Raw genomic sequence first — 7,368 nt, forward strand, 5'->3', positions numbered from 1 at the left:
CTCGGCGAGGATGGTCTCGATGTCCCACTCGATATGGCTGAGCGGGCTGTGTTCCCGCCCCGCGCCCAGATACCATGGACCGCAGTCGATCGATCCCGCATCGACCGCGATCGCATCCGGTTTGGCTTCGGCAACCACAGCCGCGAACGTCGCACGATCGATGCCCCGGTTGCCGATACAGCCGGTCGGGGTGACGATGGTGATCGCCGTGGCGTCACTCATAGTCCAGCACCGCGCGAACGAGGCGCGCCAAGGGCTCTTCCTGATTCATGCCATAGCAATCGGAATCCCCCGGATGGCCCGCCGGTTGATCCCGGACCAGCGAAACCTTGAAGGCGTTCAGCGCTTCGATCGTTTCAGTCGAGATCACGTCGGTGACCGGCCGACCATAGGCGCGGGCCACATCATCGGGGCGCACGCGGGCGGCGAACGCGCGAAAATCCGCCGGATCGCGAAACACCACGTCGAAGGTCAAGGCATACGGCCCGGCGTTCTTGCTGCGCAGAACCTTGATCCGGTCCGGCGGCGCGGGCGGGTGCGTCGGCATCGCGAGCCCCTCAGAACCCGGTTTCGGCGAGGCGCAGGATTCCGGCGACATCGCGCCCGGCCAATCCGAGTTTTTCGAGCGTGTGCCCCTCGGCGAAGAAGTCGCGATCGTAGAGTGCCGACGTGATGCGGATCAGGCTTTCTGTGACCGGCATGGCGATGCCGGCCGCCTGGCCGAGCGCATGATAAAAGACCAGCGCGTAGGGCACGTCCTCGAGAATGAACCGATGGTTCATTTCCTGCGGTCCGATCGGCCCCTTCAGTTTTTCGGCCACCGCCCGGAAAATCTGATTAAGGTCGTCGCCGCCCACCCCGAACGATTGGCGGAAGTACTGATCGACCGGAATTTCGGTCGTGCCGTAGCGGCGCACGACCGCGAGCCGTTCATCATCCACCAGCTTGACGAAACGAGCGACGCCGGGAGTGATGTTATCCCAGATGATCCAGTTTTCCTTTTTCTCGGCACGGCTCAGGTTACAGAGCAGCGGCGCGACGTGATAGACCGGATTGTGATTGTTGAGCGAGATGGCGAGCGCATTCGGCTCGACCCGGAAGCGTTCACCAAACAGGGCTTCGAGCCGCCGCTTGGCCGCTTCGCCGCGCGCCGCCGGAATCGTCGCCAGGTCGATCACATCCTTGATCCGGAGCAGCCGGACCGAGGTCGGCCCGGTCTTGCGCGTGGTGAACAGACTGGTCGAAAGATCGACCACGGTCGGACGGATGTTGCGCGCCTTGAGCATGCGCGACATCAGCAGCGAACTCAGCCCCGTCACCGGATGGATGATCACGTCCTGTTCTTCCTGCAGGTACGGACAAGCGGCCGCCATCAGCGTTTGATGGGCGAACGCGGGCGCGGCGATCATGACCACGGGCGCGCGTTCGACGCATACACGCACGCCCTCCTCGACTATCACCTGCGCCGTACCGGACATGAAGCCCTCGTAGGCGATTTTTCCGCCAGCAGTGGCGAGCGCGCGCCGTTCATCGGCCAGCGCCGACCAGAGATGAACGTCGTGCCCCGTGTTAGCGAGATAACAGGCATTGGCGAGCGCGACGTTGCCCGCGCCGAGTATTGCGATTTTCATGGGGATCCCCGCTCGTCCCAAAAAAGCGACAAAAAACTTACAGCGCTATCTTTTGCAGAACAGGCCCTGTCGACACAACATGCTTATCCAGTTTCAATTCCTGCGGATCGAGGCCTAGGCCTAGGCCAAGAAACTGTGGAAGATGGAGAATCGGCAACATCCCGCTTGCGCCCGATGTTCGGGCTGCGTCGGATTGATACGGATCCAACGACGTATGACACAATGGACATGTGGTGACGATGCAGTCGGCCCGAGCTTGCTCCGCTTCCATCAATCTACGGCCGGAAATCTTCGTCGCGACCTCGTCTTTGGTCATCAGGACATGAAATCCGCAGCACCGGTTCTGGCCCGGATAGGCAACTGGCTTGGCACCGAGAACGCGAATCAACGCGTTAAAAGATGTCGGCGAGTCGGGATCATCGAACCCGAGCGAGCCCTGCGGCCGGAGGATGTGGCAACCATAATAGGGAGCGACGCGCAACCCGCGCAGCGGCCTGACGATCATCCGCGCCAGCGCCCCTTCGCCGATATCGCGCAGCAAGACCCAGAGGAAATGGCGGACATTGGCGGTTCCGCGGTAACGGAGGCCGATTGCGGACAAATGCCGATTGATCGTATTCCGCAAGGAATCCTCGCGGCGCAGCCGTTCGTTGACCTCGATCAGATTGAGACAGCAGGTGGCGCACACGGTGACCACGTCCAACCCCATGTCCTCGGCGAGCGCCAGGGTCCTGGCGTTCAGGGTCAAGAAAAGTTCCTCGTCGACAACCCGTAATTGTCGGGCACCGGTGCATGCGGCAACCTCCAATTCGACGAGGTCGATTCCCATGCGTTTCGCCACCGCCGCCATGGAAACACCAAGCTCCGCGCAGGTGCTTTTCGCCGAGCAGCCGGGATAATAGGCCAACTTCATTTTTTCCGTTCCACAATCTCGATCAGCTTCGCGATCTGAGCCGCGCCCGCGGTATTGGTTGGGCGGATCTGAATCTTACCCTTGCGATACATCGCCCACGCCATCACGGCGTGCCGGAGCGACGCCGCGATTCCCTTAACCCGCCGCATCAGCGTCGGCGGGTGGATATGACCGAAACGCCGCAGGACATCGACGAAAAGACGCAGATGGGCGGTTTCCCGGTCCGACACGGCGACGTGCGCGACGCACCGGCGTTTCAATTTTTCGATCGCATCCTCCAGTACGTTGATTCCGACCGGACAGGCGTTCGAGCACTCATAGCAGGACACGCAGGCGAAAATGTCGCCTTTGAGGGCCAACGCCACCCGGTCCCCTTCGTCCTTCGGATGGAACGCGACTTTTGCTAACTGCACGAACGATGCCGGTCCGGCAAATCGGCGGTGGCCGGCATCGGCGAGCACCGGACACGCGGCGGTACACACATAACACTCGATGCACGTCATCAGCGGAAAAGCATCCGCGACCTCCGCGTGCGTCAAGGCCTCCGGAAACGCGGAGTAAGGCTGCTTGCGTTCCAGGCAAGGCTGCAAATCGAGTGTCGTCTCCTCGACGGCGTTTCGATCGACGACTAGATCGCGAATTACCGTCATGTTGGCGAGCGGTTCGATCACCATCGACGGCGAGGCCTTCTCCCAGCACGCCAGCACCGGCTTGCCGTTGACGGTGACGCCGCACATCCCGCACCGCTTGATGCCGCAGAACCAGCGGTAGCCAACCCCGACCCCGCAATTCTCTGCCACGTAATCTAGCACATCGAGAACGCGCATTTCGGGCTCGAACGGAACCGCGAACGTTTCGTAACGCGGCGCCGGATCCGATGCCGGATCGTAGCGATAGATCTTGGCGGTAACCTGTTCGGCGTTGACGGGCATCGGCAGGGCTAGTAATCCGCGGAAAGAAAGTCTTCGCGCTCGGCCTTGGGCTTGATGTAGGCCAAGTGAACGGGAACGTGCTCGATCTTGGCGCCATGATCGGCGCGCCTAATCACCGTATGCTTTAACCAATCCTTGTTGTCGACATACGGGTGATCTTCGCGAAAAAACGGCCCGCGGCTCTCTCGCCGGGCCAGCGCGGACAGAATGATCGCTTCGCAAATATCGATCATGTCCTCGACATCGAGCGCATCGACCCAGTCGTAATTCCACGTTCGGGTGATGCTCGCGAGGCCCATGACCGGCACCATCCGCTCCCGGATTTCGGCGAGTTCGGCCAACGCCGCGCACATCCCTGCCTCGTTCTTGACGTATCCCATCTTTTCCCACATCACCTGACGAATGCGCCTCTTCACCTCGATCGGCCGAACGCCCGATGGTGGTAGGGTTTTCAATCGCGACAGTACGCGTTGCTCTTCCATCGCGACTTGCGCCTCCTCAACCCCTGGATGCGATTGGGATTTTGATCGGACGCCGGCGTGGCTGGCGGCGACGGAGCCGTCATAACTCACGAACGACAGAGTGCCGACGCCATGGCTCCCGACCCCGCCCGGCGCGTACAAACCGGGCAGGCTCGATTCCATCGTTTCGAGATTGGTGCGGATGCCGCCCTGGGTCATGTGCCACGTGATCCCGCATTCGATCAGGTCCTTGCTGATATCGAATCCAAGATGCTTCAGGGACGGAGCGAGCGAACTGTAGCGGTCCATCACCGACGTATCCATGTGGGTGTAGCCGGCGTAAAAACCGCCGTGCCAGCTAGCCTTGCCGTTCTTGACCTGGCGGTAGAGGTGCTTGAGCTGCAAAGCATACGGCGACATCGCCAGCGGATACATGCCCTGCTCGAAAAACATCTCACGGTCGGAATTGTAAAGCCGAACGGTTTCGGCCGTCGCCGGCATGGGATTGGGATAGATATGCAGGCGCATCATCGATTTCGGGCGCGCGATGTCGGAAGCATGCCACCATTGAACCTCGAGATTTTGCATTTCGATTCCCGCGCGGTAGGCGATCGCGAAACCGTTGGCGCATTGCTCGCGGGTGGCGGTCGAACGGGTGGCGAGATAATTGGAGGGTCCGGTGGCGATAATTACCGCCTTGGAACGAACGACGATGAATTCGCCCCGCACGATGTCGAGGGCCGTGATCCCGACGGCCCGGCCGTCCTTAGTTAAAAGGCCCGTTGCCATCGTTTCCTGCAACATCGGGATGCGCTTTGCCCGGATCTCCTTGCGGAGAATTTCCATCACGAACACGCCCGAAAACCCCTGGCATGGTGCCCAAACGTTGCTGGCCTTGCCTTGATTGGTGACGAACGTGCCCGTGTCGGTCCGCCGAAGGTAAAGCCCCTTGCGCTCGATTTCCGGATAGAACACGGATGCCGTGTAGCGGTTGGCGCGGCGAACATAATCCTGATCGACCAGGTAAAAGCCCGAATATTTTGTCCGCACCTCGAGCCACTTCATTTCCTCTTCGGGCGATTTAGCGGTGACAAGCTGCAGGTTGCCGGCGAAGATCGAGCACCCGCTGCGGCCGAGAAATCCTTTGACGATCAGCAAGACGTTGAGGCCGTCGGCGTGCGCTTGCAGCGCCGCGTGCGCTCCGGCGGCGCCGCCACCGACCACCACGACGTCCGTATCAATGACTTTGGCCATCGACGCCCGGTTTTTCCGAAGAGCGCCGTGATAGAGCGATTATTTCGCGGCGAAAGGCGCGAGGGTGATGACCTCTTTATAGCGCCCGCTGGGATCGTACTCCCGAGCCAGTTCCTCGAACTTCCCGCTGATCATCATGGTTTCGATCGCGGCGTTGAGAAAATCCCGCATTTCGGAATTACCCTTGCGCACCGTCCAGGCCGTCGGCTGAACGTTGTAGGGTTTGTCGCCGAACAAATCCTTGACCGAAGGCTGGGCGGTTGCAAAGCGTCGCGCCGACCATGCGTCGTTGATGCCGACATCGACTCGGCCCGCAGCCGCCTCGACGAAGGGCGCGGTCTGATCGTTGGTGTTTAAGGTCACGATCTGGGCCTTGGGAAAGTTGGTACGCACGTACTGTTGCGCCGCGCCGCCGAGCAGTACCGCGATCTTGATCCCCTCCTTGTTGAAATCGGCGAGCGAACTGAAGCGAGTCTCGTCCTTGCGCACGACGGCGCTGTAGCCGAAGTAAAGAATCGGGCGCGTGAAATCCACCACCGCCGCCCGCTTGATCGTCACCAGCGTGCTGGCGATGCACAGGTCGATCTGCTTCGTCTGCAATGCCGAGATGAATGTCGAAAAATTCAACTCCACGAATTCGGGTTCGACATCGACTTCCTTAAAGATGTAGCGGATCGCATCGATAAAATATCCTTCGAGCTTGCCCGACGTCGGGTTCTTCATCATGTGTGGCGGCGAGGCGATCCAGCCGACTTTAACCTTCTTCTCCCGGAGAATGCGATCCAACTCTCCCTGCGCGCTCGCTGTTGGAACGGTTGCCAGCAGCACGCCGAAAAGAGCGACGCATGCCACAACACTTCGCGCAACTTGGCGCAAAACACGACCCATAATACTCATATCCGCCTCCTGTCTTCCCCAACACGGATACGCAGCATTATAATGCTGCGGGCAGCGTTTTCAACGCATCGGCCCTACTATGTCGGCGCCGAGCCAACGCGATGAGAATGCGCCCATTCAATGGGAGACGGCGCTGACCCGCCGCAGGAAGTCAGCGGTCCGCGGTTGTTTCGGTTTGTGGAAAATGTCCTCGGGCGTCCCCGCCTCGACCACAAGCCCACCGTCGATGAACACGATCCGGCGCGAGATCTCGCGGATGAAAGCCATTTCATGCGTGGCGATCAACATCGTCATCCCGTCGCGGGCGAGCGTGCGCATCACGTCCAGCACTTCGCCGACCAACTCGGGATCTAGCGACGATGTCGGTTCGTCGAAAAGCATGGCCTTGGGCTTCATCGCCAACGCCCGGGCGATCGCCGCCCGTTGCTGTTGCCCGCCCGACAGGGTGCGCGGATAGGCGTCGGCCTTGTCGGACAGCCCGACCCGTTCCAGCAGCGTCATGGCTTCCGCGCGCGCGGTATCGGCCGGGATCCGCTTCACGATGGTCGGACCTTCCATGAGATTCTCGAGTACCGTCATATGCGGAAAGAGATTGTAGTTTTGGAACACCATGCCGATATCGGCGCGCAGCTTGGCCAGATTGGCCGATGTATCCTTGACGCGCTCCCCGCCTGCCTCCCGATAGCCCACCAGCTTGCCTTCAAAGCGAATCTCGCCGCCGTCATATTCCTCAATGAAATTGATGCATCGGAGCATCGTGCTCTTGCCGGACCCGCTCGGACCGATGATGCCGATAATTTCTCCCCGGCCGACGTCAAAGCTAATTCCACGCAGCACGTGGTTGTCGCCGAAGCTCTTTCTAAGATCGCGGATCGTAATCATGGGTGCGCCGCGGCTGTCATCATTGCGGCCGATTTCCAGATAATGAAAAAGCGGCCAATCCCCTAGCCTTTACGCTTCTTGCTCCGTCGCGGAGCAAAAGAACAACACGAGCTCGGAAAGCAATGTAGCAAAACAGGATATCTTGTAAAGTTGACCGATCCAGCTCGGAGGCATCGGCACATGGACTACGTCTGGCACCCTTATATCATCTGGGATCATCGCTTCGTGTTCATTCGCGGCGCCATCATCACCGCGGAGTTGACGATTTATTCCGTCGCACTCGGCCTGGTGATCGGCCTGCCCCTCGGCCTGATGCGAGATTCGAAACTATCATTTCTGCGGTATCCCTCGGCCGCCATCATCGAATTTTTCCGCAGCACGCCGACGCTGGTTCAATT

At 60.1% G+C, this 7,368-nt stretch carries 9 protein-coding genes; 1 reads left to right on the forward strand and 8 read right to left on the reverse strand.

Annotated elements, in window-relative coordinates:
• The 8 genes from FJ311_15245 to FJ311_15280 all read right to left on the reverse strand — a co-directional run.
• The coding region (locus tag FJ311_15245) for a hypothetical protein (GenBank protein MBM3952792.1) at positions 1–222 on the reverse strand (222 nt) is incomplete at its 3' end.
• Positions 215–598: a DUF4387 domain-containing protein gene (locus FJ311_15250; GenBank protein ID MBM3952793.1), complete on the reverse strand. Its 384-nt coding sequence runs from the start codon at positions 596–598 to the stop codon at positions 215–217. The genes FJ311_15245 and FJ311_15250, both read right to left, overlap by 8 nt.
• Entirely contained in the window at positions 558–1,631 is a 1,074-nt protein-coding gene (locus FJ311_15255) for a hypothetical protein (protein MBM3952794.1), read from the reverse strand. Before FJ311_15255 ends, FJ311_15250 begins: the two co-directional genes overlap by 41 nt.
• Positions 1,632–1,668: 37 nt before the next feature.
• Positions 1,669–2,544 (reverse strand): heterodisulfide reductase subunit B, encoded by an 876-nt coding sequence (locus FJ311_15260; protein ID MBM3952795.1) that lies wholly within the window; start codon positions 2,542–2,544, stop codon positions 1,669–1,671.
• Positions 2,541–3,476, reverse strand: a complete 936-nt coding sequence (locus tag FJ311_15265) for a hypothetical protein (GenBank protein MBM3952796.1) — start codon at positions 3,474–3,476, stop codon at positions 2,541–2,543. Before FJ311_15265 ends, FJ311_15260 begins: the two co-directional genes overlap by 4 nt.
• A gap of 8 nt (positions 3,477–3,484) precedes the next feature.
• Entirely contained in the window at positions 3,485–5,191 is a 1,707-nt protein-coding gene (locus tag FJ311_15270; protein MBM3952797.1) for an FAD-binding protein, read from the reverse strand.
• A gap of 39 nt (positions 5,192–5,230) precedes the next feature.
• The gene (locus FJ311_15275) at positions 5,231–6,088 is read right to left on the reverse strand and encodes an amino acid ABC transporter substrate-binding protein (GenBank protein MBM3952798.1); all 858 of its coding nucleotides are present in this window, start codon (positions 6,086–6,088) and stop codon (positions 5,231–5,233) included.
• Positions 6,089–6,205: 117 nt separating this feature from the next.
• A complete protein-coding gene (locus FJ311_15280; protein MBM3952799.1) occupies positions 6,206–6,970 on the reverse strand; it encodes an amino acid ABC transporter ATP-binding protein in 765 nt (254 codons plus the stop codon).
• A 180-nt stretch (positions 6,971–7,150) separates the two neighbouring features.
• Between FJ311_15280 and FJ311_15285 the strand changes: the two genes are divergently transcribed.
• Positions 7,151–7,368, forward strand: a 218-nt coding sequence (locus FJ311_15285) for an ABC transporter permease subunit (protein ID MBM3952800.1), incomplete at its 3' end; no start/stop codon positions are given.

It is taken from the genome of Rhodospirillales bacterium (assembly GCA_016872535.1).
GTDB lineage: Bacteria > Pseudomonadota > Alphaproteobacteria > Rhodospirillales > 2-12-FULL-67-15 > 2-12-FULL-67-15.